Source organism: Pseudolysinimonas kribbensis (assembly GCF_030161895.1).
GTDB lineage: Bacteria > Actinomycetota > Actinomycetes > Actinomycetales > Microbacteriaceae > Pseudolysinimonas > Pseudolysinimonas kribbensis.
Map to the genome: position 1 here is coordinate 2,845,744 of NZ_BSVB01000001.1, position 22,827 is coordinate 2,868,570.

At 71.6% G+C, this 22,827-nt stretch carries 21 protein-coding genes, 2 tRNA genes, 6 pseudogenes and 1 riboswitch; of the genes and pseudogenes, 15 read left to right on the forward strand and 14 right to left on the reverse strand.

The window, feature by feature from the left end:
• Positions 1–2,199, reverse strand: coding sequence for a glycogen debranching protein GlgX (gene glgX, locus QQK35_RS15670; protein WP_284255732.1), 2,199 nt, complete (start codon positions 2,197–2,199; stop codon positions 1–3).
• 227 nt (positions 2,200–2,426) lie between these two features.
• On the opposite strand from glgX, the gene QQK35_RS15675 reads away from it, so the two are divergent.
• The 7 genes and pseudogenes from QQK35_RS15675 to QQK35_RS15705 all read left to right on the forward strand — a co-directional run bounded on the left by QQK35_RS15675 (position 2,427) and on the right by QQK35_RS15705 (position 7,968).
• Complete coding sequence (locus QQK35_RS15675; RefSeq protein WP_284254989.1) at positions 2,427–3,101, forward strand: M23 family metallopeptidase; 675 nt, start codon at positions 2,427–2,429, stop codon at positions 3,099–3,101.
• Positions 3,102–3,172: 71 nt separating this feature from the next.
• Positions 3,173–3,886, forward strand: coding sequence for a glycosyltransferase family 2 protein (locus QQK35_RS15680; protein WP_284255733.1), 714 nt, complete (start codon positions 3,173–3,175; stop codon positions 3,884–3,886).
• Positions 3,887–3,966: 80 nt separating this feature from the next.
• On the forward strand, positions 3,967–4,374 hold the full coding sequence (locus QQK35_RS15685) for a hypothetical protein (RefSeq protein ID WP_284254990.1): 408 nt from the start codon (positions 3,967–3,969) through the stop codon (positions 4,372–4,374).
• A gap of 45 nt (positions 4,375–4,419) precedes the next feature.
• A riboswitch (TPP riboswitch) is annotated at positions 4,420–4,520 on the forward strand.
• A complete protein-coding gene (locus QQK35_RS15690; protein ID WP_284254991.1) occupies positions 4,489–5,139 on the forward strand; it encodes an ECF transporter S component in 651 nt (216 codons plus the stop codon). Its footprint overlaps the riboswitch before it by 32 nt.
• A pseudogene (locus QQK35_RS15695) lies at positions 5,136–6,618 on the forward strand (ABC transporter ATP-binding protein). The gene QQK35_RS15690 and the pseudogene QQK35_RS15695 overlap by 4 nt, the downstream one beginning before the upstream one ends.
• Positions 6,615–7,358 (forward strand): energy-coupling factor transporter transmembrane component T family protein, encoded by a 744-nt coding sequence (locus tag QQK35_RS15700; protein ID WP_284254992.1) that lies wholly within the window; start codon positions 6,615–6,617, stop codon positions 7,356–7,358. Before QQK35_RS15695 ends, QQK35_RS15700 begins: the two are co-directional and overlap by 4 nt.
• 7 nt (positions 7,359–7,365) lie before the next feature.
• Positions 7,366–7,968, forward strand: coding sequence for a nucleoside/nucleotide kinase family protein (locus QQK35_RS15705; RefSeq protein ID WP_284254993.1), 603 nt, complete (start codon positions 7,366–7,368; stop codon positions 7,966–7,968).
• Here QQK35_RS15705 and QQK35_RS15710 read toward each other — a convergent pair.
• The 7 genes and pseudogenes from QQK35_RS15710 to QQK35_RS15740 form a co-directional block, all read right to left on the reverse strand.
• Positions 7,895–8,245: a metallopeptidase family protein gene (locus QQK35_RS15710; protein WP_284254994.1), complete on the reverse strand. Its 351-nt coding sequence runs from the start codon at positions 8,243–8,245 to the stop codon at positions 7,895–7,897. The genes QQK35_RS15705 and QQK35_RS15710 overlap by 74 nt on opposite strands.
• 5 nt (positions 8,246–8,250) lie before the next feature.
• Positions 8,251–8,706, reverse strand: a complete 456-nt coding sequence (locus tag QQK35_RS15715; protein WP_284254995.1) for a DUF2017 family protein — start codon at positions 8,704–8,706, stop codon at positions 8,251–8,253.
• A gap of 16 nt (positions 8,707–8,722) precedes the next feature.
• Positions 8,723–9,007 (reverse strand): ATP-dependent Clp protease adapter ClpS, encoded by a 285-nt coding sequence (clpS, locus tag QQK35_RS15720; RefSeq protein WP_284254996.1) that lies wholly within the window; start codon positions 9,005–9,007, stop codon positions 8,723–8,725.
• A 2-nt stretch (positions 9,008–9,009) separates the two neighbouring features.
• A tRNA-His gene (locus QQK35_RS15725) sits at positions 9,010–9,085 on the reverse strand.
• 133 nt (positions 9,086–9,218) lie between these two features.
• Positions 9,219–9,856: pseudogene (gene orn, locus QQK35_RS15730) on the reverse strand (oligoribonuclease).
• 149 nt (positions 9,857–10,005) lie between these two features.
• Positions 10,006–11,272: pseudogene (locus tag QQK35_RS15735) on the reverse strand (MFS transporter).
• On the reverse strand, positions 11,269–11,607 hold the full coding sequence (locus tag QQK35_RS15740; protein WP_284255734.1) for a MarR family winged helix-turn-helix transcriptional regulator: 339 nt from the start codon (positions 11,605–11,607) through the stop codon (positions 11,269–11,271). The pseudogene QQK35_RS15735 and the gene QQK35_RS15740 overlap by 4 nt, the downstream one beginning before the upstream one ends.
• Before the next feature lie 175 nt (positions 11,608–11,782).
• On the opposite strand from QQK35_RS15740, the gene QQK35_RS15745 reads away from it, so the two are divergent.
• Complete coding sequence (locus QQK35_RS15745; protein WP_284254997.1) at positions 11,783–12,043, forward strand: thioredoxin family protein; 261 nt, start codon at positions 11,783–11,785, stop codon at positions 12,041–12,043.
• Positions 12,044–12,144: 101 nt separating this feature from the next.
• Here the strand turns inward: QQK35_RS15745 and QQK35_RS15750 are convergent.
• The 4 genes from QQK35_RS15750 to QQK35_RS15765 all read right to left on the reverse strand — a co-directional run bounded on the left by QQK35_RS15750 (position 12,145) and on the right by QQK35_RS15765 (position 14,290).
• Positions 12,145–12,218, reverse strand: a tRNA-Arg gene (locus QQK35_RS15750).
• A 27-nt stretch (positions 12,219–12,245) separates the two neighbouring features.
• Complete coding sequence (locus QQK35_RS15755) at positions 12,246–12,914, reverse strand: hypothetical protein (RefSeq protein WP_284254998.1); 669 nt, start codon at positions 12,912–12,914, stop codon at positions 12,246–12,248.
• Positions 12,915–12,993: 79 nt separating this feature from the next.
• Positions 12,994–13,248 carry a hypothetical protein gene (locus QQK35_RS15760; RefSeq protein WP_284254999.1) on the reverse strand — a complete coding sequence of 85 codons (255 nt, stop codon included), beginning with the start codon at positions 13,246–13,248 and terminating at the stop codon, positions 12,994–12,996.
• 73 nt (positions 13,249–13,321) lie between these two features.
• A complete protein-coding gene (locus QQK35_RS15765) occupies positions 13,322–14,290 on the reverse strand; it encodes an aldo/keto reductase (protein ID WP_425565068.1) in 969 nt (322 codons plus the stop codon).
• A gap of 148 nt (positions 14,291–14,438) precedes the next feature.
• Here QQK35_RS15765 and QQK35_RS15770 point away from each other — a divergent pair, with 148 nt between their 5' ends.
• The 5 genes and pseudogenes from QQK35_RS15770 to QQK35_RS15790 all read left to right on the forward strand — a co-directional run bounded on the left by QQK35_RS15770 (position 14,439) and on the right by QQK35_RS15790 (position 18,114).
• Positions 14,439–14,654, forward strand: a complete 216-nt coding sequence (locus tag QQK35_RS15770) for a methyltransferase (RefSeq protein ID WP_284255001.1) — start codon at positions 14,439–14,441, stop codon at positions 14,652–14,654.
• Between the two features lie 164 nt (positions 14,655–14,818).
• The gene (locus QQK35_RS15775; protein ID WP_284255002.1) at positions 14,819–15,334 is read left to right on the forward strand and encodes a single-stranded DNA-binding protein; all 516 of its coding nucleotides are present in this window, start codon (positions 14,819–14,821) and stop codon (positions 15,332–15,334) included.
• 87 nt (positions 15,335–15,421) lie between these two features.
• Positions 15,422–15,916: a DUF6993 domain-containing protein gene (locus QQK35_RS15780; RefSeq protein WP_284255003.1), complete on the forward strand. Its 495-nt coding sequence runs from the start codon at positions 15,422–15,424 to the stop codon at positions 15,914–15,916.
• A 53-nt stretch (positions 15,917–15,969) separates the two neighbouring features.
• Positions 15,970–17,655, forward strand: coding sequence for an energy-dependent translational throttle protein EttA (ettA, locus tag QQK35_RS15785; RefSeq protein ID WP_284255004.1), 1,686 nt, complete (start codon positions 15,970–15,972; stop codon positions 17,653–17,655).
• 13 nt (positions 17,656–17,668) lie between these two features.
• Positions 17,669–18,114: pseudogene (locus QQK35_RS15790) on the forward strand (acyl-CoA thioesterase).
• Between the two features lie 41 nt (positions 18,115–18,155).
• On the opposite strand, the pseudogene QQK35_RS15795 reads toward QQK35_RS15790, so the two are convergent.
• Positions 18,156–19,030: pseudogene (locus QQK35_RS15795) on the reverse strand (acyl-CoA thioesterase).
• Positions 19,031–19,064: 34 nt separating this feature from the next.
• Between QQK35_RS15795 and QQK35_RS15800 the strand changes: the two are divergent.
• Entirely contained in the window at positions 19,065–19,778 is a 714-nt protein-coding gene (locus QQK35_RS15800; RefSeq protein ID WP_284255005.1) for a DUF8185 domain-containing protein, read from the forward strand.
• 5 nt (positions 19,779–19,783) lie between these two features.
• Here the strand turns inward: QQK35_RS15800 and QQK35_RS15805 are convergent.
• Positions 19,784–21,447 (reverse strand): annotated as a pseudogene (locus QQK35_RS15805) (FAD-binding dehydrogenase).
• A gap of 132 nt (positions 21,448–21,579) precedes the next feature.
• On the opposite strand from QQK35_RS15805, the gene QQK35_RS15810 reads away from it, so the two are divergent.
• Positions 21,580–22,809 carry a branched-chain amino acid ABC transporter substrate-binding protein gene (locus QQK35_RS15810; RefSeq protein WP_284255006.1) on the forward strand — a complete coding sequence of 410 codons (1,230 nt, stop codon included), beginning with the start codon at positions 21,580–21,582 and terminating at the stop codon, positions 22,807–22,809.
• Positions 22,810–22,827 lie beyond the last annotated feature (18 nt).

Sequence of the window (22,827 nt, forward strand, 5' to 3'; positions counted from 1 at the left end):
TCAGGCCGTGCGCTGCGGGGTGCTCACGGCGAGCTCCGGGCTCACCGCATCGTCGGTCGGCGCATCGGGTCGGTGCTCGCAGAGCACGAGCAGCGAGTGCGCGCCGACGGCGCACGGCGCGCCCGCCATGAGCGTGTCGCCCCCCACGCGCTCGCCCGAGGTGTCGATCATGACGTCCCATTCGTCGGCGTAATCGGCGTCGGGCAGCGTGAGCTGCACGTCCTCGTCGTGGGCGGAGAAGTAGACGAGGAAGTGCCGGTCGCTGATCCGCTGGCCGCGCACGTCCATCCCGTGGATGCCCTGCCCGTTCAGATACACCCCGATCGTGCGCCCGAACCCGGCCTCCCAGTCCTCGGGCGTCATCATCTCGGCATCCGGCTTCAGCCACACGATGTCGGGCACCGGCTCACCCGCGCCGCGCCGCACCGGCCGTCCGTCGAAGAACCGGCTGCGCCGGAACGTCGGATGCTCCCGCCGCAGCCGCACGACGGCCGCGGTGAACTCGATGAGCGCCTGGTCGGCGTGCGCCCAGTCGACCCAGGTGATCGGGTTGTCCTGCGCGTAGCCGTTGTTGTTGCCGCCCTGCGTGCGTCCGAGCTCGTCGCCGTGCAGGATCATCGGCACGCCCTGGCTCAGCAGCACCGTGGCGAGGAAGTTGCGCTGCTGCATGCCGCGGAGGGCATTGATGCCGGCGTCGTCGGTCGGGCCCTCGGCGCCGCAGTTCCACGATCGGTTGTCGTCGTTGCCGTCCTTGCCGTTCTCGCCGTTGGCGTCGTTGTGCTTGCCGTTGTACGAGACGAGGTCGCGCAGGGTGAAGCCGTCGTGCGCGGTGACGAAGTTGATCGACGCGACGGGACGTCGTCCGGTGTCCTCGTACAGGTCGCTCGACCCGGTGATGCGGGAGGCGAACTCGCCGAGCGTGCCCGGCTCGCGGCGCCAGAAGTCCCGCACCGTGTCGCGGTACTTGCCGTTCCACTCCGCCCACTGCGGCGGGAAGTTGCCCACCTGGTAGCCGCCCGGCCCCACATCCCACGGCTCGGCGATGAGCTTGACCTGCGAGACCACCGGGTCCTGCTGCACGAGCTCGAAGAAGGTCGACAGCCGGTCGACGTCGTAGAACTCGCGCGCGAGCGTGGAGGCCAGGTCGAACCGGAACCCGTCGACGTGCATCTCGGTCACCCAGTAGCGCAGCGAGTCCATGATGAGCTGCAGCGCCCGCGGGTCGCCCGCGTTCAGCGAGTTGCCGGTGCCCGTGTAGTCCATGTAGTACTCGGGCGTCTTGTCGACGAGCCGGTAGTAGGCGGCGTTGTCGATGCCCTTCATCGAGATCGTCGGGCCGAGATGGTTGCCCTCGGCCGTGTGGTTGTAGACCACGTCGAGGATCACCTCGATGCCGTCGGTGTGCAGGGCGCGCACCATGCCCTTGAACTCCTGCACCTGCTGGCCGAGCCGGCCGGATGCCGCGTAGGCCGCGTGCGGCGCGAAGAACGCGATCGTGTTGTAGCCCCAGTAGTTGTGCAGGCCCTTGTCCTGCAGGTTGCCCTCGTCGACGAACTGGTGCACCGGCATGAGCTCGACCGCGGTCACGCCGATCTTCTGCAGGTGGGCGATGACCGACGGGTGCGCGATCGCGTCGTACGTGCCGCGCAGATGCTCGGGCACGTCCGGATGCTGCTGCGTGAGTCCCTTGACGTGCGCCTCGTAGATCACGGTCTCGGCGAGCGGGGTGCGCGGGGCGCGGTCGCCGGTCCAGTCGAAGAAGGGGTTGATGACGACCCCGTGCAGCGTGTCGGCGACATTGTCGGAGTCGTCGCGCTGCTCGGGGCTGCCGAAGGTGTAGCCGAACATGGACTGCCCCCACCGGATGTCGCCGGTGGTGGCCTTCGCATACGGGTCGAGCAGCAGCTTGGCCGGGTTGCAGCGCTGACCGGTCGCCGGATCCCACGTGCCGCTCACCCGGTAGCCGTAGCGCTGCCCGGGCTGGACCCCGGGCAGGTAGCCGTGCCAGACGTAGCCGTCGACCTCGGTCAGGTCGACGCGGGTCTCGGTGCCGTCTTCGGCGATCAGGCACAGCTGCACGCCCTCGGCGACCTGGCTGAAGAGCGCGAAGTTGGTGCCGTTGCCGTCGAACGTCGCGCCGAGCGGGTAGGCCGTACCGGGCCAGATCGGGGAGGGGGTAGGGGTGGATGCCGCCTGCATTCCGATCACGCTAGCCGCCGCTCTCGAACGCCGCCGTGTCGGGGGCGGGGCCCGGATGCCGTTGCCAGGGACCGCCCAGAAACATCGGAAATCAATGATTCGGCTCCGGAGGCTCCGGTGCAGTCGTGGATCGCGCCGTGTGCGGCCTCCGTGTGGGCCCGAACCCGAATCGGCGTGCCGCGTTGCGCGCCCCCGCGCACGCCGCGCCCGACCCCCGGAGACCTCCCTTGTCCCGTTCCGTCCTGCTGTCCATCGCGGGCGCCTCGCTCACGGCGGTGCTCATCGCCGCCGGGACGACCGTCGTCGCGCTGCCGGCCTTCGCCTCCGTCGTCGAGCACGCCCGGTTCGATGCGGCATCCCAGCACCTCGACCTCGCCGCGCACACCGACCCGATCCGGGTCGCACCCCGCGACGGGGTCACGATGACCTCGATCACCCTCGTGCAGTGGCCGATCGACCCGGCGACGCGCATGAGCAGCGGGTTCGGCCGGCGCATCCCGCCCTGCGGCGGCTGCTCGAGCATGCACAGCGGCGTCGACCTCGTGCCCGGCGCCGGCACCCCGATCGCCGCGATCGCCGACGGCACCGTCGTGAAGGCAGGGTTCTTCGGCGACCTGGGCGAGCACGTCATGATCCGGCACGACGTGAACGGAGAGACGGTCACGAGCGTCTACGGCCACATGATCGCGGGGTCGCTGCACCTCGCCGTCGGCGACCACGTCACCCGGGGAGATCGTGGGCCGGGTCGGCGACACCGGGGAGAGCACGGGGACGCATCTGCACTTCGGCATCCTGGACGCGTCCGGCACGCCGGAGGATCCGCTGGCGTGGATGCGCGCCCACGTGACGCAGCCCTGGGGTTAGAGGTCCCGGCTGGCGCTCGGCGGACTCCCTGCCGCTAGTCTGGCGCCATGCCACCAGCCGGGGGCCGACGGTCTCGATCGTCATCCCCGCCTTCAACGAGGAAGAGCGGATCCGGGCCTGCGTCGTCGCCGCGATCGATCAGACGGAGCCGGCCGACGAGATCCTCGTCGTCGACAACCGCTCGACCGACTCCACGCTCGCCGTGCTCGAGTCGCTGCGGGCGGAGTTCCCCGACGCGCCGCTGCGGATCTTCCGCCAGGACGCCGAGCAGGGTCTCGTGCCGACGCGCAACTTCGGGCTCGACCAGGCGATCGGCGAGGTCATCGGCCGCATCGACGCCGACTCGGTGATCGAGCCGGACTGGGTGCAGGAGGTGCGCCGGATCTTCGCCGACGGCACCGTCGATGCCGCGACCGGCCCGATGATCTACTACGACATGCCGCTGCAGCGGCTCGGGCATCACGCCGACGACGCGCTGCGCCGCGCGATCCTGCGTCTCGCTCGCGACTACCACTTCGTGTTCGGCAGCAACATGGCGATCCGTGCGAGCGCCTGGCGCGACATCCGGGGCGTCGCGTGCCGGGACGCGAACGACGAGATGCACGAGGACATCGACCTCAGCATCCACCTGCAGCGTCGCGGGCACCGCGTCGTCTACAGCTCGGACATGGTCGCCGGCATGAGCGCGCGGCGCCTCGACGACAACCCCGGGACTACGCCAGCTACGTGCGCCGGTGGGAGCGCACCTACGACGCGCACGGGATCGCCAATCCGGCCCTGCGCGCCCCCATGGTCGTGTTCGCGGCGATCTACCCGGTCATGAAGGGCGTGCGCTGGGGCGGCCGGGTGCGCCGGCGGGGACTCGCGCTCGGCCTGGCCCGCTGAATCTGGCACGCTGTCGGCATGCCCGGTTTCGTCCTGACCCGTCTCGACATCGGACCGGCGGAGCTGGAGGCCGCGCTTCCGCTGCGCGCCGACGCCCTGCGCGTCATCCCGGGCTCCGATCGACCAGACTACCTGCTCGCCCGGTTCGAGCACCCGCTCAAGTACCGCACGCCGGCCGGATTCGACGTGAACCGGGCGGACCCGTCGCTGCGCGGCAGCGACGAGCGGGGCGACTTCGTCATCGTGCAGGGCATCATCGTCTGCGCGCGGTTCGTCGGCCAGAACTTCACGTCGGGCATGCGCGACCTCGCCGTCAACATCGCGTACGTCATCGACAACTCCGCGGCGAACGACGCGACCGTCGACTTCTCGAAGCTGGAGTACGTCGCGGTCGGCTTCGTCGACGACGTCGCCTCGGCCGCGTAGCGCCGCGCGCGGTGGGGCGCGCGCACGCGTAGGATCGGCGTCGAACACGGGAGTCCGGTGTGCCGGGCTGAGAGGAGCTGATCCAAGCTCCGACCGTCGAACCTGATCCGGATCATGCCGGCGCAGGGAGGCATCTCGAAACCCGTGCCGACCGATCCGGAGGCACGCATGACCGCAGCAGCTCTTCCCATCCGCACCGTCGCCCGCTGGCGCGTCGTCGACATCGTGGTGGCCGCCGTGCTCGGCGTCGCCTGCGGGGTCGTCTTCTGGGCGTGGGGGATCGCATGGACCCCGCTCTCGACCCCGCTCGCGTTCTCGCCCGGCCTGTTCGGCATCCTGAACGGCCTGTGGCTGTTCGCGGGCGTGCTCGGCGGGCTGGTGATCCGCAAGCCGGGTGCCGCGATCTTCGTCGAGCTGCTCGCCGCGATCGTCGAGATGGCGATCGGGTCGCAGTGGGGCTTCACGACGGTGATCTCCGGCATCGTGCAGGGCCTCGGTGCCGAGATCGTGTTCGCGATCGTGCTGTACCGGCTCGGCTCGTGGTGGATCGCCGTGCTCGCGGGTGTCGGCACCGGGATCGCGGAGGGCGTGCTCGACAGCTTCCTGAGCTCGTCGGTGGTCGCGCTCGATGCCGCGGCGAAGAGCGTCTACATCGGCACGACGATCCTGTCGGGGGCGATCTGCGGGCTGCTCGCGTGGTTCGCCGTGCGGGCGCTCGCACGCACCGGGGCGCTCTCGCGCTTCCCCGCCGGGAGGTCGCGCTGACCACGGTCGGCAGCGGCAGCGGCGGCGGCGTTCGCGGCGTCGCGGTCCGCGCCCGGGGCTGGGGCTGGCGGCACGCCGGCCGGGGCGCGCCCGCGCTCACCGGCCTCGACCTGGCGATCGAGCCGGGGAGCGGGTGCTGCTGCTCGGGCCGTCGGGCGCGGGCAAGAGCACGCTGCTCGCCGCCCTCGCGGGCGTGCTCGGCGCCGACGGCGAGGAGGGCGACGCCGCCGGCGAGCTGACGATCGACGGGATATCGCCCGCCGCCGCCCGCGGACGCGCCGGCCTCGTGCTGCAGGACCCCGACGCCCAGACCGTGCTCGCGCGGGTGGGCGACGAGGTCGCGTTCGGCTGCGAGAACCTCGGCGTGCCGGTCGACGAGATCCGCCGCCGGGTGCCCGAGGCGCTCCGGATGGTCGGGCTCGACCTGCCGCTGCACGCCTCGACCGCGGCGCTCTCCGGCGGTCAGCGCCAGCGGCTCGCACTCGCGGCGGTGCTCGCCATGCGCCCCGGGCTGCTGCTGCTCGACGAACCGACCGCCAGCCTCGACCCCGAGGGCGTCATCGAGGTGCGCGACGCGGTCGCGCGGATCGCCGCCGAGACGGGCGCCACGGTCGTGGTGGTCGAGCACCGGGTCGCGACCTGGCTCGACGTGGTCGATCGGGTGGTGGTGCTCGAGGCGGGCGCCGGGGTGGTGGCCGACGGTGCTCCGGATGCCGTGCTGACCGCGCGCGGCGCGGAACTCGCGGCCGCGGGCGTCTGGGTTCCCGGCCGGCCGCCGGCGCATCCGGTGCGCGACTGGGCGGCCGGCGAGACGCTGCTCTCGGCGCGCGACCTGAGCGTGGGGCGCGGCGCCGCGATCGCCGCCGGCGGCGTCCGGACCACGGTGTCGGTGGGATCGGCGCTCGCGGTGACCGGCCCGAACGGCTCCGGCAAGACGACGCTCGCCCTCACCCTGGGGGCCTGCTGCCGCCGGTCGCGGGCGCGGTGGAGGCGGCGCCCGCCCTCGCCGCCGGGCTCGGCCCCGGCCCGGTGCGCTGGCGGTCCCGCGAACTGCTCACCCGCATCGGCACGGTGTTCCAGGAGCCGGCGCACACCTTCGTCGCGCCCACGGTGCGCGCCGAGCTCGAGGTCGGCCCGCGGGCGCTCGGCCTCCGCGGCGCGGAGCTCGCCGCGCGCATCGACCCGCTGCTCGAGCGGCTGCGCCTGGGCGCGCTCGCCGACGCCCAGCCGCACACGCTCTCCGGCGGCGAGCAGCGCCGGCTGTCCGTCGGTGCGGTGCTCGCCGGCCGGCCCCGCGTGCTCGTGCTCGACGAGCCGACGTTCGGGCAGGACGCGGTCACCTGGGCCGAGCTCGTCGCCCTGCTCGCGGAGCTGCTGCGCGCGGGCACCGCGATCGTGACGACCACCCACGATGCGGAGCTCGTGGCGGCCCTCGCCGACGCCCGGCTCGAGCTCGGCCGGGCGGCGGTGACCGCGTGAGCGTCAATCCGGTCACCAAGCTCGGCGTCGCGCTGCTCGTGACGGTCGCGCTCGTGCTCTCCATCGACGTGGTGTCGGCGGGGGTGGTGCTCGTCGCCGTGCTCGTGCTCGCGCCGTTCGCCCGGGTGGGGCTCGGCGCCGTGGCGCGGCGCAGCATCCCGCTCGTCGTGGCCGGGGCGCTGGCGGCGATCACGACGGCCCTCTACGGGGTCGACGCAGGGGCCGTGCTGCTCGCGCTCGGGCCGGTCACGGTGACGAGCGGATCGCTCGCGCTCGCGGCGGCGGTCGGGTTGCGCGTGCTGGCGATCGGCATCCCGGGCATCCTGCTGCTCGCGACGATCGACCCGACCGACCTCGCGGACGGCCTCGCGCAGCGGCTGCACCTGCCGGCGCGGTTCGTGCTCGGCGCGCTGGCCGCGTTCCGGCTGGTGGGGCTGCTCGTGGCCGACTGGCGCGACCTCGCGCTCGCCCGCCGGGCGCGCGGGATCGCCGACCGCGGCCGCATCCGGCGCGCGCTCGGACAGGCGATCGCCCTGCTCGTGCTCGCGGTGCGTCGTGGAACGAAGCTCGCGACGGCGATGGAAGCCCGGGGTTTCGGCGCCCCGGGGCCGCGCACCTGGGCGCGCGCGTCGCGGTTCGGGGCGGGCGACCTCGTGCTCGCGGGGACCGGTGTCGTCGTCACGGCGCTCGCGATCGGCCTCGCCGTCGCGCTCGGCACCTGGAGGTTCGTCGGTGCCTGAGTTGTCGGTGCCTGAGCTCGTCACCTCGTTCGAGGACCTCGTCGCACGGGCGGCGGCGGTTCCGCGCCCGGTGGTGCTCGTCGACGGCGGCTCGGGGGCGGGCAAGACGAGCCTCGGCGAGCGGCTCGCGCCGGCCCTCGGCGCCCAGCTCGTGAGCCTCGACGACATCTACCCCGGGTGGGACGGCCTGGAGGCCGGGAGCGCCGCCGTCGTGGCGGACGTACTGCGCTCGGAGGATCCGGGATGGCGGGGCTGGGACTGGACCACCCAGCAGCCCGGGATCTGGCATCCGGTCGACCCCGCCCGCCCCCTCGTCGTCGAGGGCTGCGGCGCCCTCAGCCGCGCCGCCCGGCGCCTGGCCACCCTCGGCGTCTGGGTCGAGCTGGATGCCGCCTCGCGCCGCCGCCGCGCGCTCGCCCGCGACGGCGACGCCTACGCCCCCACTGGGACCGCTGGGCCCGCCAGGAGGCCGCCTTCGCCGCCCGCGAGCACCCGCACCTCCATGCCGACGTCACCTGGCCGGTCACTCGCGCGCCTCACCCCCAGCCGAGGCGGTGGAGTTCGTCGTCGTCGATGCCGAAGTAGTGGGCGATCTCGTGCACGAGCGTGACGTGCACCTCGTCGTGCAGCTCGTCGAGGTCGCGGCAGTACGCGAGCAGCGGCAGCCGGAACAGCACGATGCGATCCGGCAGCTCGCCGAACCCGTAGCGGTCGCGGCGCGTGAGGTCGACGCCCTGGTACTCGCCCAGGATGTCGGACCCGTCCTCCGGCGCGTCCTCGCACACGAAAACGACGTTCTCGAGCCCGTCGACCATCTCATCGGGCAGCGCGTCGAGCTCCTCGACGACGAGGGCCTCGAAGGCCTCGGCATCCACGTCGAGCGGCATCGCTCTCAGCGATCGACGGCGTCGACGAGGCGCGCCTGCAGCTCGGCGAGCCAGTGGTACACCTGCCCGAGCTGGTCGTCGGGCACGGTGTCGTCGTCGTGCCGGATGCCGAGCCGCTCGGCGATCACGAGCCTCAGGTCGGTGAGCGCCGGCAGCCAGGCGCCGACGGCATCCGGGTCGAGCAGGATGCGCCCGTCGCCCGCCGCCGCGATCGATGCCGCGATCCGGCCCGCGTTCGCGCTCTTGCGCTCGACGAGGCCCTCGTAGGTGTACCGGCGGAACTCGTCGTCGGCGTCCGGATCGTCGCGGTACGCCACCGGGAACAGCCGGTCGTGCACGGCGTCGTCACCCTCGTCGTCGTGCAGCACCTCGTCGTACTGGGTCGCGAGCGAGGCGAGCAGGTCGCGCTCGACCGCGTCGAGCCCCACGACGATGTCGCCGCGCCGGCGCTGCACCCTCATCGCGTCTCGCTCCGCATCAGATCCGCTCCACGGTCGCCCACAGCCCGAACTCGTGCATCGCCTCGGTGTGCCGCTCCATCTCCTCGCGCGGGCCCGACGCCACCGTCGCCCGGCCCTCGTGGTGCACGAGCAGCATGAGCCGCTCGGCCTCCCGGCGGGGGTAGCCGAAGTAGGTGCGGAAGACGTGCGTCACGTAGGTCATGAGGTTCACCGGATCGTTCCACACGACGGTGCTCCAGGCGCGGTCGGGCTCGAAGAGCTCGCGCTCCTCGAGGGCCTCGTCCGGCTGGGTCAGTGACATCGTGGGGTGGATGACGGGGCTCGAACCCGCGACCACCGGCACCACAAGCCAGTGCTCTACCAACTGAGCTACATCCACCATGCGCCCTCCCACGTGTGGCTGGGCAACCCCACGATTGTAGAGCACCGCGCGGGCTCCGCGACGCGCGCCGCGAGGCCGCGACGTGCGTGTTCCGCCGAACGGGCGCCTCGCGGACGCGGGCCGGTGACGCTCAGTCGTGCGGGGCGTGCGCCGGCAGCTGGTCGGCCCACGCGGCGGTGGTCGCGGCCGACACCTCCTGGGCCTGCTCCGAGCTCGGTCCCGGCTCGGTGACGAAGAGGATGCGGCGGTAGTAGTCGAGCTCGCGGATCGACTCGAGGATGTCGGCGAGCGCCCGGTGTCCGCCGTTCTTTGCGGGCGCCTGGAAGTAGGCACGCGGGTACCAGCGGCGGGCCAGCTCCTTGATCGACGACACGTCGACGCTGCGGTAGTGCAGGTGCTGGTCGACCCGCGGCATGAACTTCGCCAGGAACGAGCGGTCGGTGCCGATCGTGTTGCCCGCCAGCGGCGCCGACTGCGCGTCGGGTGCGAACTTCAGGATGTACTCGAGCACCTCGTACTCGGCCTCGCCGAGGCTCTTGCCGTGCGGGATCTCGTCGATGAGCCCGGAGGTCGTGTGCATCGCGACGACGAAGTCGCTCATGTGCTCGAAGGCCTCGGCATCCGGCTTGATGACGATCGAGAAGCCGGGGTCGAGGGCTTGAGGTCGTAGTCGGTGACCACGACGGCGACCTCGACGAGCTCGTCGATCGACAGATCGAGGCCGGTCATCTCGCAGTCGATCCAGACGAGGACGTCGTGCGCTGCCATGCCCCGACTCTAGCGGCGCACCCCGACGACCCGCCCCGCGCAGGTGATCGTGCGCGAGCACATCGCGCCCCTTCCCTGAGCCTTTCGCCATCCGATCGCGCTCGCGCGGCACGCATCCGATGGCGAAACGTCGATCGGATGCGTGCCGCTCAGGCCGCGTCGGCGACGCCGATGTCCTCGGCCTCCTCGCGCACGGTCTCCTCGCCGCCGTCGATACGGCGCAGCTGATGGCGGCCCGCGACGATGAGCACCGTCGCGACGAGCACCGACGCGCCGCCGACGTAGAACGAGATCGCCGGGTCGCCGGTCCAGGCGGCGATCGCGGCGGCGAGCGGGGAGCGGCCGCGCCCCGATGAACCGCACGAACGAGTACGCCGACGACGCGACCGAGCGCGGCAGGTCGGTGGCGTTCATGACCGCCTCGGTGAGAACGGTGTTGAGCACGCCCAGGAACAGCCCGCCCACGATGATGCAGACGATGATCCCGACCGTGCTCGCGACCAGCAGGCCCACGAGCCCGAGGTCGATCGCGAGCAGCGGCAGCACGACGGCCAGCACCGTCGACCGCGGCATCCGAGCGGTCAGGATCGGTGCGACCCACACGCTCGTCACGGCGACCGCGACGCCCCAGCCGAAGAACACGAAGCCGAGATCGAGCGCCGTGAACCCGTTCAGCCCGGGGGCGAACGGCGAGAACGCGAGCAGGGTGAAGAAGCCGACGTTGTAGAACAGGGCGGCGAGCGCCAGCACCAGCAGCGTGCGGTTGCCGAGCGCGCGCAGCGGCGCCGTGAACCGGGTCTTCTCACGCACGACGCCCTGGGCCTCCCGGGGCAGGAGCACCAGGATCGCGACGAACGCGATCGCCATGAGCACCGAGACGCCGAAGAACGGGCCCTGCCACGCGATCGACCCGAGGAGGCCGCCGACGAGCGGACCGACCGCGATGCCCAGCCCGAGCGCCGCCTCGTACAGGATGATCGCCGCGCTCGTGCCGCCGGATGCCGCCCCCACGATGGTGGCGAGCGCCGTGGAGATGAACAGCGCGTTGCCGAAGCCCCAGCCGGCGCGGAATCCGATGATCGCCTCCACGGACGGGCTGAGCGCCGCGAGCAGCGCGAACAGCACGATGAAGGCGAGGCCGATCAGCAGGGTCAGGCGGGCGCCGATCCGGCTGGAGATGAAGCTCGTGACGAGCATCATGAGTCCGGTGATCGCGAGGTAGCTCGTGAACAGCAGCTCGGTCTCGGTCGCGGTGGCGTGCAGCTCGGTGGCGATGCCCTTGAGGATCGGGTCGACGAGCCCGATGCCCATGAACGCGATGACGCACGCGAACGCGATCGCCCACACCGTGCGCGGCTGCTTCAGGATGCTGGCGGTCTCGCCGGTGGCGTTGCCGTGCGCGGGTGCGGTGCTCATGAGGCCGCCTCCTTCTCGACCGCGGTGCGCGCGGCCATCAACTCGGTCGCGCGCTCGAGCGCTCGCCAGTCGGCGTCGTCGAGGTCGCGGAAGAACGGTTCGAGGGCCGTGCCGATCTCGGCGCGGTAGGCGTGCAGTGTCGCGGTGCCCTTGGGCGTGATCCGGATCAGCCACGCGCGCGAGTCGGCGGTGTCGGCGATGCGCGACACGAACTCCTCCTCGACCAGCTGTCCGAGGGCGCGCGTCATGCCGGGCTGGGTGACGCGGCAGGCGGTCGCGAGCTCGCCGACCCGCATCGGGCCGTCGCTCTCGAGGATGCCGAGCGCCCGCCAGATCGCGGAGGGTGCGGTTGCCGGTCGCCTGGGCCGCGACCCGCACGAGGCGGTTGCTCGCGACCAGCAGGGCGGAGAGGGTCTCGCGTCGGGTCGAAGTCATATACCCAGTTTATATAACATTGGTATGTATTGCTGGTCACGGAATCCCGCGGCCCCCGCCGGCGTTGTCCCCGGCGTGATCGTCGAGCTCTACAGTTCGAGCTTCTGCGGCGCCTGCACGGCGACGCGGGCCGTGCTCGACGAGGCCGCGCGCCTGGTTCCGGCGGCATCCGTCGTCGAGCGCAACGTCGCGAGCGCTCCGGATGCCGCGGCCGCCGAGCGGATCCGCGCGACTCCCACGGTCATCGTGCGCCGCGAGGACGGCACCGAGGTCTTCCGCGCGGAGGGCGTGCCCACCGTGCAGCGCGTGCTCGCCGCGCTCGCGCTCGCGGTCTGAGCGCCCGCCCGCCTGCCTGGACGGCATCCATCTGACGCGAATGCACGGTCAGAGCGCGCCGCACCCGGCATTCGCGTCAGATCGAGGGCGGCTCCGGAGCCAGTCCCCCGGAGAGATTCGAACTCCCGACCAGCCGGGTAGAAACCGGATGCTCTATCCACTGAGCTACGGGGGCAACCGAGCCCAGAGTAGAGCACCGCCTTCAGTTCGCGGCCTTCTCGGCGGGCGCCGCCGGCGAGGTGCCGAATGCGGGCAGCGCCGTGGTCGCGCCGCCGACCGGCAGCGACGCCGCGTGCTCCGGCGCCTCGTGGGTCGTCGCGGTCACCTGCTCCTCGGCCCACTTCTGCTGCTCGACCACGAGCGGATCGGGGCCCTGGTCGTCGTAGCGCCAGCGCTGCAGATCGGTCGTGAACAGCCGCTTGCCCTTGCCCGGCTTGTGCAGCCAGAGCACGAGGCGATCGCGGTACTCCGAGAAGGTCTGGTCGGCCGCGTAGCTGTAGCTGACGGAGTTCGTCCGCATCTCGGCGAGCTGGTGCGTGGCCCAGTCGGCGGCGAGTCCGGCGCCCGAGATCGGCAGCAGGCGCACCATGACGTCCGCCTCGCTCGCGAGATGGGCGGCGTGCTCCTTCGCGGCGGCGGACTGGCTGTGCCACTTGGCGGCATCCTGACCCGCCTGGATGAGCGCGGTCACCGCCGACGCGCGCGTCTCGTGATCGCGCTGGGCCACCAGTCGCCGGGTGACGCCGCGCCCGATGACGGCCCCGACGATGCCGGCGACCACGATCGCGATGAAGGGGATGATCGCCCCCGAGATGATCCGCCACCCTGCGTCGGACTGGGTCCAGTCGACGAGGTCGTTCCACCACTGCATGCGCGCACCATAACCCCGGCGCCCGCGCGGGCGGGAACCGAATCGCCGGTCGAGGCCGAAGGCGCTCGCGGCGGGGCGACTACGCGAAGCGCAGGGCGTCGAGCGCCTCGTCGGGCGACCAGAACTCGCCGACGACCGTGAACCCGGCGGCGCGGGGCCGCATGCGCTTGGCGCGGTACCGGACGCCCGCGGCATCCGGAACCGTCTCGACGTACCCGAGCACGCTGCCGTCGCGGTGCAGCACCCGGGTCAGCCCGGCGTGCAGCGGCACGAGCCGCAGGCCCGGGAACGACCGGGAGGTCGGCAGGGGAGCGCTGCGCTCGAGGAGGTCCATGCGCCGATCATGACCCCGGCCACCGACATTCCGGCCGGACCGGGGCTTTCGTGCGCTCGGTCCGGACCGACGCTCAGGCCTCTCCGACGCCCTCGCGGGCCAGCGGCTCGATCGCCGCGAGCTCATCGGCGGTCAGCGGCGCGGCCGTCGCAGCGCGCAGGTTGTCCTCGAGCTGCGCGACGCTCGAGGCGCCGATGAGCGCGCTCGTGACCTCCGGATGCCGCAGCACCCAGGTGAGCGCGAGTTGCGCGAGGGTCTGGCCGCGGCCCCGGGCGATCTCGTTCAGCGCCCGCGCCGTCTCGAGGTATTCGGGCGAGATGTTGCGCTCTGTCATCCAACGGCCGATCGCCGCCCGGGAGTCGCTCGGCACGCCCGCGAGATAGCGGTCGGTGAGCAGGCCCTGCGCGAGGGGCGAGTAGACGATCGCCCCGGCGCCGACCTGCGCGAGCACGGGCAGCAGCCCGCGCTCGATCTCGCGGTCGAACATGTTGTATCGCGGCTGGTGGATGAGCAGCGGCACGCCGTCGGCCGCGAGCGCCGCCGCCGCGGCCCGGGTCTGCTCCGGGTCGTAGTTCGAGACGCCGGCGTACAGCGCCTTGCCGGCCCGCACCGCCGACGCCAGGGCGCCCATGGTCTCCTCGATCGGGGTGCTCGGGTCGGGCCGGTGCGAGTAGAAGATGTCGACGTAGTCGAGCCCCATCCGTCCCAGCGACTGGTCGAGCGAGGCCAGCATGCCCTTGCGCGATCCCCACTCGCCGTACGGGCCCGGCCACATCCGATAACCCGCCTTGGTCGATACCACCAGCTCGTCCCGATACGGCCGCAGGTCGGAGGCGAGCACCGCCCCGAAGGTGCGCTCGGCATCCCCGCCGTCCGGGCCGTAGTTGTTGGCGAGGTCGATGTGCGTCACGCCGAGATCGAACGCGCGCAGCAGGATCTCGCGCTGGGTCTGGCGCGGACGGTCGGAACCGAAGTTGTTCCACAGGCCGAGCGAGATGCGGGGGAGCAGGAGACCGCTGCGCCCGGAGCGCTCGTACGGCATCCGGTCGTATCGGTCGTCGGCGGCGAGATGGGTCACTCGTGGCAGCCTAGGTCGCGTCCTGAGGGGTTGCCGCCAAACCGGGCCAGGATGGGTCGCCCGGCGTACCGTGAGTCGCATCCGAAGTTCCGCTTCCGAAGGGAGTTCGACGATGAACGATCAGGTGACGCAGCAGCGCTGGGTGGCCTTCGGGCCGAACGGTGCGATCGGCTCGATCCTGCGGTCCGACGAGGGGTACACGGTGCGCCTCATCGACGACCCGGAAGCCCAGGACCGCGGCACGTACCCGTCGCTCGACGTCGCGAAGAGCGCGCTGCACGCGGCCATGGCGCCGGGGTCGGACTGGCCCGAGTTCCGGGAGCACTGAGCCGCCTCCACACCCCGCGTCCGACGCCCGCTTCCCCAGATCGGGGCGCGGGCGTCCCGCGTTCCCGGGCGGCTGACGAGCATGGGGCCATCGGATGCCGGGGCGGATTTCCCGGCACGAACCCGCTCCGGCATCCGAGACCACGATCTCTCGAAGGAGCCCCCATGCCCGACACCATCACCGTCACCGGCCTCGTCGCCACCACGCCGCGCCACCTCGTCACGAGCGACGGGCTGCCGATCACGTCATTCCGGCTCTGCTCGACGCTGCGGCGTTATGACCGCGCCGAGAACAAGTGGGTGGATGCCGACACCAACTGGTACACCGTCACCACCTTCCGCCAGCTCGCCACCAACGTCGTCGGCTCGGTCGCGAAGGGGCAGCGCGTCGTCGTGACCGGGCGGCTGCGGGTGCGCGAGTGGGCGACCGAGGACAAGCACGGCACCAACGTCGAGATCGACGCCGACGCCCTCGGCCACGACCTCAGCTGGGGCACCGCGGTGTTCTCCCGCACGGTCGCGGCCTCCGCGGCCGCGGAAGCGACGCAGAGCGGCGAGACGGCCGGGCACGCGGACGCCGGCGACGCGTCCGAGGCCGTCGGCGACGGCGACGCCGAGCCGGGCGACGAGTTGGCCGCCGCACGCGCTCAGCGAGCGACCGAGGCGGCGTTGCCGTTCTAGCCGCGGCGCTCTCGGGCGGCCCCGGGCGTCCTCCGAGCGGACCCGCGGTTCGGCACCCCTAGACTCGGCGCGGACGAGGGAGTCGACGTGTCGTCAGGTCCGTTTCGCGCGCGGGTCGCGCTGGGCAGTGCGCTCGTCGCCGTCGCGCTCGCGACGGTGACGCTGCTGGCCGGATGCACCCCCGCGGCCCCCGCCGGCCCGGCACACACCGCATCCACCGCGTCGAAAGCGCCGAGCCCCACGCCGACGGCGAGTCCCACGATCGCGCTGCAGGGCAACGCCGCCGAGAACCTGCCGTACTTCGACCAGGTCAACAAGACGCTCATCGCCAAGGGCGGCACGCTCAACGGACGCGAGTTCATCGACAACCTCGTCGCCGCGGGGTACCCGAAGGCGGCGATGGAGGTCACGCCCGACACCACGACCGTGAACCTGCAGGCCGACAACATCGAGTTCTCGATCCTGCTCGGTCGCACCTGCCTGGTCGGGGAGTACGGCAACATCGGCTACGCCAGTACCGCCCAGAAGGTCTTCTCGACCGGTCGCTGCCTCGCGGGCAAGACCCGCAAGATCGACTGGTAGCGGCCCGCCCGCGCGATCAGGAAGGGCGCCCGGCCGACCCGTAGGCTGGCTCCATGGCCGAATACATCTACTCCATGGTGCGCGCCCGCAAGGCGGTGGGTGACAAGGTCATCCTCGACGACGTCACCATGGCGTTCCTGCCCGGCGCGAAGATCGGCATGGTCGGCCCCAACGGCGCCGGCAAGTCGACGATCCTCAAGATCATGGCCGGACTCGACCAGCCGTCCAACGGCGAGGCCAAGCTCTCGGCGGGGTACAGCGTCGGCATCCTCATGCAGGAGCCCGAGCTCGACGAGTCGAAGACCGTGCTCGAGAACGTGCAGGAGGGCGTCGGCGAGATCAAGGGCAAGATCGACCGCTTCAACGAGATCTCGGCCGCGATGGCGGATCCCGATGCCGACTTCGACGCGCTCTTGGCCGAGATGGGCACGCTGCAGGAGGACATCGACACGGCCGACGCCTGGGACCTCGACTCGCAGCTCGAGCAGGCGATGGACGCCCTGCGCACCCCGCCGGGCGATGCGAGCGTCGCCAATCTCTCCGGGGGCGAGAAGCGCCGCGTGGCGCTCACCAAGCTCCTGCTCGCCAAGCCCGACCTGCTCCTGCTCGACGAGCCCACCAACCACCTCGACGCCGAGAGCGTGCAGTGGCTCGAGCAGCACCTCAAGTCGTACGCCGGCGCCGTGATCGCCGTCACCCACGACCGGTACTTCCTCGACAACGTGGCCGAGTGGATCGCCGAAGTCGACCGCGGTCACCTGTACCCCTACGAGGGCAACTACTCCACCTATCTCGAGAAGAAGGCCGAGCGCCTGGAGGTGCAGGGCAAGAAGGACGCGAAGCTCGCCAGGCGCCTCGCCGACGAGCTCGACTGGGTGCGCAGCAACGCGAAGGGCCGCCAGGCGAAGTCCAAGGCGCGCCTGGCCCGCTACGAGGAGATGGCCGCGGAGGCGGACCGCACCCGCAAGCTCGACTTCGAGGAGATCCAGATCCCGCCGGGACCGCGCCTGGGCACGATCGTCATCGAGGCCAAGAACCTGCAGAAGGGCTTCGACGAGCGCGGCCCGCTCATCGACGGGCTCAGCTTCACGCTCCCGCCGAACGGCATCGTCGGAGTGATCGGCCCGAACGGCGTCGGGAAGACGACGCTGTTCAAGACGATCGTCGGCCTCGAGCAGCTCGACGGCGGCGACCTCAAGGTCGGCGAGACGGTCAAGATCAGCTACGTCGACCAGACCCGCTCGAACATCGACCCGACCAAGACGCTGTGGGAGGTCGTGTCGGACGGCCTCGACATCCTGACCGTGGGCAAGACCGAGATCCCGAGCCGCGCCTACGTCAGCAAGTTCGGGTTCAAGGGGCCGGATCAGCAGAAGAAGGCCGGCGTGCTCTCCGGCGGCGAGCGCAACCGCCTCAATCTCGCGCTGACCCTCAAGGAGGGCGGCAACCTGCTGCTGCTCGACGAGCCGACCAACGACCTCGACGTCGAGACCCTGCAGTCGCTCGAGAACGCGCTGCTCGAGTTCCCCGGGTGCGCGGTGGTCATCACGCACGACCGGTGGTTCCTCGACCGGATCGCGACGCACATCCTGGCCTACGAGGGCACCGACGAGAACCCGGCGAGCTGGTACTGGTTCGAGGGCAACTTCGAGGCGTACGAGGCCAACAAGATCGACCGGCTCGGCCCGGAGGCCGCGGCTCCGCACGCCTCCGTGCACCGCCGGCTCACGCGCTCCTGAGCGGGGGCGACCGATGACCCGGATGCACGTGCCGGTGCGGCTGCGCTGGAACGACCTCGACGCCTACGGCCACGTGAACAATGCGGCCATGCTCGTGCTGCTCGAGGAGGCCCGCGTGCAGGCCTTCTGGGGGCCGAGATCGTCGACTCGGTGACCAATCCCTCGACCCTGTGGCTCGTCGCGCGGCAGGAGATCGAGTACCTCTCGCCGGTGCCGTACCAGTCCCAGCCGCTCGACGTGCAGCTCTGGCTCGGGCGGCTCGGCGGCGCGAGCCTCGAGATCTGCTACGAGGTGTGCTCACCGCTGGATGCGGAGCCGTTCACGCAGTACGCGCGTGCGGCATCCACGATCGTGCTCGTCGACCCGACCACGCAGCGTCCGCGCAAGATCACCGAGGACGAACGGGCGAGCTGGAGCGCGTGGTCCGACGAGCCGATCGCGTTCACGCGCCGCGGCTGAGCGCGCCGGCCCGAGCGCGCGGGTCCGAGCGGTAGCCCGGGTCAGCGCCCGTCGTAGTCGCGCGGATCGGGGACCCGCACCATGCCCTCCTGCGCGACGCTTGCGACGAGCGCCCCGTCCCGGCGGAAGATCCGTCCGGTCGCCAGCCCGCGCCCCCGGTCGCCGTCGGCGATTCCTGCACGTAGAGCAGCCACTCGTCGACCCGGGCGAACCGGTGCCACCACATCGCGTGGTCGAGGCTCGCGACCTTGAGCCCGGCCGCACCCCAGGCCACGCCGTGCTGACGCATGATCGGTTCGAGGATCGCGTAGTCGGTCGCGTAGGCGAGAGCGGCTCTGTGCAGGTTCGGCTCGTCGGGCATGGCGCCGATCGTGCGCATCCAGACCGCCTGCATCGGGCGGCGCTCCGGGTCGGCGGTCGCGTAGATCGGCGCGTCGAGGTGCCGGATGTCGAACGCGCGCTGGGTCGCCCAGAACCGGGCGATGGGGTGATCGAAGCCGCGCAGCGCGTCCGCGGCGCTCGGCAGCGACTCGGGGTCGGGCATGCCCTGGGGCATCGGCACCTGGTGCTCGAGGCCCTCGTCCTCGGTCTGGAATGACGCGATCATCGACAGGATCGGCGTCCCGCGCTGATAGGCCTGGGTCCGGCGGGCGCTGAACGACCTCCCGTCGTGGATGCGGTCCACCGAGAAGGTGATCGGCAGCTCGACGTCGCCCGGGCGCAGGAAGTAGCCATGCACCGAGTGCACGGCGCGGTCCTCGGGCACGGTGCGCATCGCCGCCACGAGGGACTGCGCGAGCACCTGACCGCCGAACACCCGGCCGGTGGGCATGAAGAGGCTGGGGCCCGTGAAGATGTCCTCAGCGGTGCGGGCGCCCGTGTCGGTCAGGTCGAGGGCGGCCAGGAGGCCCGACAGGGGGTCGCTCACGCCCGGTAGTCTAGGTCGCCGGATGAGCGACACCTTCACTCTCGTCGACGTCGCCTCGCTCGATGACCTCCGGGTCTTCCTCGGCCGCGCCGGCCGCATCGAGGACGGCTCCGTGCGGTTGATCGCAGGGAGCGGCGTCCTGGCCGTCTATGCCGCGGTGCTGTACCCGGTGGGACTTCTCGACGAGACCCCGACGGTGCTGGGGTTGCGCACCTTCGCGCTCGCCCCCGGCGACGGCGGCGAGCAGGCGGTCTTCGACGTGGTCGTGCCGATCGGATCGCTGTCGAGCCGGCTGGATCGCGCGCGCGCCGAGGTCGGCGACATCGCCTCGAGCTTCGACCCGGCGGCCGCGCAGACCGTGACGATCTCGCTGCCGATGTCGGTGGCGAGCGCGACCTGGGCCGCGATCTCCCCGCCGCGCGGGGGATGGCATCCGCTGCCGTCCACCGAGGCGCCGCTGCTGGACGGCGTGGCCCGCGCCGGGATCGAGGAGATCGCCGGCGCCGTGCCGGAGGCCGCCGGGGAGCAGATCGTGCGACGCGTGCGCACCGAGGTGTGGGGCCGGCCGATCCCCGGCTTCGAGCACGTGCCGGCGGGAGCGGCGTTCGCGGCGTTCAGCATGGGGTTCCTCGGCGACGACACCGTGCGCATCCTGGAGACGGGTCCGTGGACCCGGCTCACCTCCGACCGCGGTCACGTGCTCGTGCGCCGTCGCGCCTGGACCCTCGCCCGCTAGAGCGCCTACAGGGCCGCGGCGATCGCGCGACCCGCGGTGCGTCCCGTGAACAGGCAGGCGCCGAGGAAGGTGCCCTCGAGCGCGCGGTACCCGTGGATGCCGCCCCCGCCGAACCCCGCCGCCTCGCCGACCGCGTACAGGCCGGGCACCGGCGCACCGTCCGCCGCGAGTGCGCGAGCGCTCAGGTCGGTCTGGATGCCGCCGAGGCTCTTGCGGGTCAGCACGTGCAGCTTGACGGCGATGAGCGGCCCGCGCTTCGGGTCGAGGATCCGATGCGGCTTCGCGACCCGGATGAGCTTGTCACCGAGGTAGCGGCGCGCGCCCCGCAGCGCGACGACCTGCAGGTCCTTCGCGAACGGGTTCGCCAGCTCCCGGTCGCGCGCGCCGAGCTCGACGGCGATCCGCGTGCCGTCGAGCTCGATGCCGTCGTTGCGCTCCCGCATCCCCGCCAGCAGGTCGTCGAGCGTGTCGGCGACGACGAAGTCCGGGCCCTTCTCCTTGAACGCCTCCACCGGCTCCGTGGCGCCCCTGCCGAGGCGCTGGCGCAGCAGCTCGCGCACGCTCTTGCCCGTGAGATCCGGGTTCTGCTCGCTGCCCGAGAGGGCGAACTCCTTCTCGATGATCGCCTGATCCAGTACGAACCAGGAGTGGTCGTGTCCGAGCTCGCGCAGGTACTGCAGCGTGCCGAGGGTGTCGAAGCCGGGGAACAGCGGCACGGGCAGGCGCGCCCCCGTGGCGTCGAACCACATGCTCGAGGGTCCGGGCAGGATCCGGATGCCGTGCTGCTCCCACACGGGCGCGTAGTTCTCGATGCCCTCCACGTAGTGCCACATACGGTCGCCGTTGACCAGGCGCGCGCCCGCCGTCTCGCTGATGCCCAGCATCCGGCCATCGACGTGGGCGGGCACGCCGCTCAGCATCTTCTCCGGCGGGGTGCCGAGCCAGTCGGGCCACGCCGCGCGCACCAGCTCGTGGTTGCCGCCGATGCCGCCGCTCGCGACGACGACCGCGGCGCCGCGCACCTCGAAGTCGCCGACGACGTCCCGGCTCGACGCCGCGCCCCGCTCGGCGTCGTCGTCGGCGAGCACGGCGCCTCGGGCCCCGACGACCGCGCCGGCCTCGACGACGAGCTCGTCGACCCGGTGCCGGAAGCGCAGCTCGACGCGTCCCGCCTCGACCCCCGCGCGCACCGCGTCGATGAACGGCTCCAGGATGCCGGGGCCGGTGCCCCAGGTGATGTGGAACCGCGGCACCGAGTTGCCATGGCCGGATGCGGTGTAGCCGCCGCGCTCGGCCCAGCCGACGACGGGGAAGAACGTCACGCCGCGCTCGCGCAGCCAGGCGCGCTTCTCGGTCGCGGCGAACGTCAGGTAGGCCTCCGCCCAGGCCCGCCCCCACGCGTCCTCGTCGCGATCCCATTCGGCGCTGCCGAACCAGTCCTGCCGGGCGAGATCGAGACCGTCGTGCACGCCCATGCGGCGCTGCTCGGGGAGTCGACGAGGAACAGCCCTCCGAACGACCACCAGGCCTGGCCGCCGAGCGAGGCTTCGGGCTCCTGCTCGAGCACGATCACGCGCTTTCCCGCGGCCACGAGTTCGGCGGCGGTCACGAGGCCGGCGAGGCCCGCTCCGATCACGACGGCATCCGCGGCATCCGAGTTGTCGCTCATCGGAATCCAACCTACGGCGCACGTTGCCGGATCGTGCCTTGCCGGGGCGAACGCCCGGGATAGGATCGCCACAATCGCCGGGCCGAGGTCGTCTCGTCTACCTCGGGGCCGGAATCACAGCAGGGAGACAACATGATCCAGAAGAGAGTCATCGCGACGTTGTCCGTCGTGGCGGCCGCGGGCCTCCTGCTCGCCGGCTGCGCCAATCCGTCCGGCGGCGGCGGCACGTCCGGAGGCGGCGGGTCCGACAAGGTCGACATCCCGACCATCGACTCGGTCGACGTGCCCAAGGACGCAGTGCTTCCCGCCGGCGACGGCAAGGCCGAATGCGCCTCGTCGCTCACGATCGGCTACGTCGGCGCGGAGACCGGCGCCAACGCGGCCCTCGGCATCAACATCTACAACGGTGTCCAGTTGGCCATCGACCAGCACAACAAGGCCAACCCGAAGTGCCAGGTGCAGTTCCAGAAGTACGACACGGAGGGCGACCCGGCGAAGGCGACGGGCCCGACCACTCAGGCCGCGAGCAACAAGGCGATCGTCGGAGTCATCGGTCTTCCGTTCTCGGGTGAGTCGAAGGCGACCGGGCAGATCTTCGAGGACCAGGGCCTCGTGCACATCACCCCGTCGGCGACCAACCCGACGCTGACCCAGAACGGCTGGAAGACCTTCTTCCGGGCGCTCGGCAACGACAGCATCCAGGGACCGGCGGCCGCCGACTTCATCACCACCAAGCTCAAGGCCAAGAAGGTCTTCCTGGTGCAGGACGACTCCGACTACGGCGTGGGCCTGGCCAACGCCACCAAGCCGAAGCTCGGCTCGAGCCTGGCCGGCAGCGACAAGGTGACGACCGGTCAGAAGGACTTCTCGGCCACCGTCTCCAAGGTCATCAACTCGAAGGCCGACGCCGTGTACTACGCGGGCTACTACGCGGAGGGCGCGCCCTTCGACCAGCAGCTTGTGCAGAAGGGCTTCAAGGGCACGTTCGTCGGCCCCGACGGCGTGAAGGACGACCAGTTCATCAAGCAGGCGGGCTCGGCCTCGAAGAACGCCTACTTCACCTGCCCCTGCATCCCCGGCGAGCTGATCCCGGACTTCGAGAAGGCCTACAACACGGCGTTCAACGCCGAGCCGGGCACCTACTCGATCGAGGGCTACGACTCGGCGACGATCCTGCTCGCGGGCATCGACAAGGGCAACACCGACCGGGCGAAGCTGCTCGACTGGGTGAAGAACTACGACGCCGACGGGCTGAGCAAGCACTACAAGTGGGACTCCACGGGTGAGCTGCAGGCCCCTGCGGTCTACGGCTACAAGGTCGCGGACGGCAAGATCGAACCCATCGGAACGATCGGCAAGTAGTTCGCAACCGTACGGGGC

Coding starts and splice junctions, on each gene's coding strand:
- glgX (WP_284255732.1), bottom strand. CDS start 2,199: ATGCAGGCGGCATCCACCCCTACCCCCTCCCCGATCTGGCCCGGTACG.
- QQK35_RS15685 (WP_284254990.1), top strand. CDS start 3,967: ATGCCCGGTTTCGTCCTGACCCGTCTCGACATCGGACCGGCGGAGCTG.
- QQK35_RS15690 (WP_284254991.1), top strand. CDS start 4,489: ATGCCGGCGCAGGGAGGCATCTCGAAACCCGTGCCGACCGATCCGGAG.
- QQK35_RS15710 (WP_284254994.1), bottom strand. CDS start 8,245: ATGCCGCTCGACGTGGATGCCGAGGCCTTCGAGGCCCTCGTCGTCGAG.
- QQK35_RS15715 (WP_284254995.1), bottom strand. CDS start 8,706: ATGAGGGTGCAGCGCCGGCGCGGCGACATCGTCGTGGGGCTCGACGCG.
- clpS (WP_284254996.1), bottom strand. CDS start 9,007: ATGTCACTGACCCAGCCGGACGAGGCCCTCGAGGAGCGCGAGCTCTTC.
- QQK35_RS15755 (WP_284254998.1), bottom strand. CDS start 12,914: ATGCAGTGGTGGAACGACCTCGTCGACTGGACCCAGTCCGACGCAGGG.
- QQK35_RS15760 (WP_284254999.1), bottom strand. CDS start 13,248: ATGGACCTCCTCGAGCGCAGCGCTCCCCTGCCGACCTCCCGGTCGTTC.
- QQK35_RS15765 (WP_425565068.1), bottom strand. CDS start 14,290: ATGCCGTACGAGCGCTCCGGGCGCAGCGGTCTCCTGCTCCCCCGCATC.
- QQK35_RS15770 (WP_284255001.1), top strand. CDS start 14,439: ATGAACGATCAGGTGACGCAGCAGCGCTGGGTGGCCTTCGGGCCGAAC.
- QQK35_RS15775 (WP_284255002.1), top strand. CDS start 14,819: ATGCCCGACACCATCACCGTCACCGGCCTCGTCGCCACCACGCCGCGC.
- ettA (WP_284255004.1), top strand. CDS start 15,970: ATGGCCGAATACATCTACTCCATGGTGCGCGCCCGCAAGGCGGTGGGT.
- QQK35_RS15800 (WP_284255005.1), top strand. CDS start 19,065: ATGAGCGACACCTTCACTCTCGTCGACGTCGCCTCGCTCGATGACCTC.
- QQK35_RS15810 (WP_284255006.1), top strand. CDS start 21,580: ATGATCCAGAAGAGAGTCATCGCGACGTTGTCCGTCGTGGCGGCCGCG.